The sequence below is a fragment of the Oscillibacter sp. CU971 genome, assembly GCF_905219725.1.
Classification (GTDB): domain Bacteria; phylum Bacillota; class Clostridia; order Oscillospirales; family Oscillospiraceae; genus Oscillibacter.
Genome location: NZ_CAJMXG010000453.1, coordinates 1 through 1553, shown reverse-complemented (window position 1 = coordinate 1553; position 1553 = coordinate 1). Strand labels below are relative to the sequence as shown.

The window sequence follows — 1553 nt, the reverse complement described above, 5'->3', positions numbered from 1 at the left end:
GATATGGAATGTTGGGAATGAGATATTTCTTGATCTTATCGTTCTTCACGAACCACCTCCTTTGCCCGTTCTTTCGTTTTGGTTTTTTCCTTGGCAAGCTGATCCGCCGCCCGCTTGAGCTGTTCCCGGATGGGGATGCGGCTGGATTTTGACTTTCCAAGCAGTTTCCGGGAATAGCTTTCAAAACAGGCGGTGATGGCGTCCGCCTGCCCAGCCTTGAAAAACAGCAGGTATTTGTCCGGCCCGGTCTGGTAAAACGCATAATCCACATTGAAACGGCGGGCCATGCGGTCAAAGAGCTTGGGGGACTCTACCTCAATACTGTTTACATTCTCCCCATGTCCCATGAGCTTTTTTACGCTCTGCCTGCCGTGGGGCCGCTGGGCCGCCCTATGCCGTTTGGCAATCTGGCGGCCCGCCGCCTGGAGCACATAAGCCAGCCCCCGGGCCGTCAGCTTGCCGGCCCGGACGGAAATCGCTATGGAGCTCCGGGAAATTTCTTCGTCAATCAGTTACACCGCCTCCTTTCTTGGGCCGCCTTGGGACAAAGTGTCTCGAAGTGCCTTGTCAGCGTTCCTCCCGGCCTTTTTCAGTCAGCCGCCGGAATCCCTCTTTTGAGGAACCGTCAATCACCTCCTTATAGGCGGCCATCTGTTCCCGGATGGAAAGCTGGGGAAAAGAAAAAACCTTGTGCCCGGCGGGAATGTCCTTGGTATCGTGATAATATTCCTTGAAATCGCCGCTGGTCTGGACGATATAGCCGCCCGGGGCAAAGTGGCCGCCCTCGTTGATCGAAACATCCCGCCCGTATGCCCCATAGTCAAAATAGTCTTTCAGCTCCGCCGGGATAGGCAAATCCTCGGCCCAGTAACGGCCCAAGTCCTCCTCCGTTTCAATATCCGGGTAAAACTCAAAGCAGTCCAGATTTTGCGCCAGGTTGATAATATCCGCCACGCTGGCAGTATGGGCGCCGATGTTTAGGGCGGCCTCGAATTTTTCCAGCTCGCCTTGATCCAGCTCCGAGAGCAGGCAGGCCAGGTGGTTTAATTCGTCCAGATTTTCATACTCGCCAAGGTAGTCATAGAGCCCCAGCACATCGCCGTCAAAGCTGGTAATGAAAAATTCCTCGTAGCGTATGCCGTCCACCCCGATATGTTTTAACAGGGCCTGCACCTCCTGGGGGCTGGTGGGAAATTTCAGCGTTTCCCCCACCAGCTCCCCCTCGTTGTATTTCCCAAGGTTGGTGATGTAGACTTCAAACAGGGACGGCATCAGCGGTGCCCCTGTTCCTTGACGGTTAAAATGCCCTCAAGAGTGGTGGCGGTGATCCCCAGCCGCTGGGCCACGGCAATATCGTTTTTCATAGCCTCGGTCATAGTGTGTCCGCAGACCACCAGCACATGGGAGCGGCGCAAGAGGTCACGGCCCATGTCGATGCCGTTTTTATGCTCCTCGGGTACTGCGTCATTGAGGAACAGCGGCAAATAGAGGGTAGGACAGATCGGGGAAAAGCCCGCCTCATAGACCGCCCGGCAATACTGGACGGCCAGTAC

At 55.4% G+C, this 1553-nt stretch carries 3 protein-coding genes; all 3 read right to left on the bottom strand.

Annotation, left to right across the window (positions count from 1 at the left end; genetic code table 11):
* Positions 1–35: 35 nt before the first annotated feature.
* Entirely contained in the window at positions 36–455 is a 420-nt protein-coding gene (locus tag JX325_RS16475) for a PcfB family protein (RefSeq protein WP_374220659.1), read from the bottom strand.
* Between the two features lie 112 nt (positions 456–567).
* The gene (locus tag JX325_RS16470) at positions 568–1272 is read right to left on the bottom strand and encodes an antirestriction protein ArdA (protein WP_204792116.1); all 705 of its coding nucleotides are present in this window, start codon (positions 1270–1272) and stop codon (positions 568–570) included.
* The coding region (locus JX325_RS16465; RefSeq protein WP_204792115.1) for a hypothetical protein at positions 1272–1553 on the bottom strand (282 nt) is incomplete at its 5' end. The genes JX325_RS16470 and JX325_RS16465, both read right to left, overlap by 1 nt.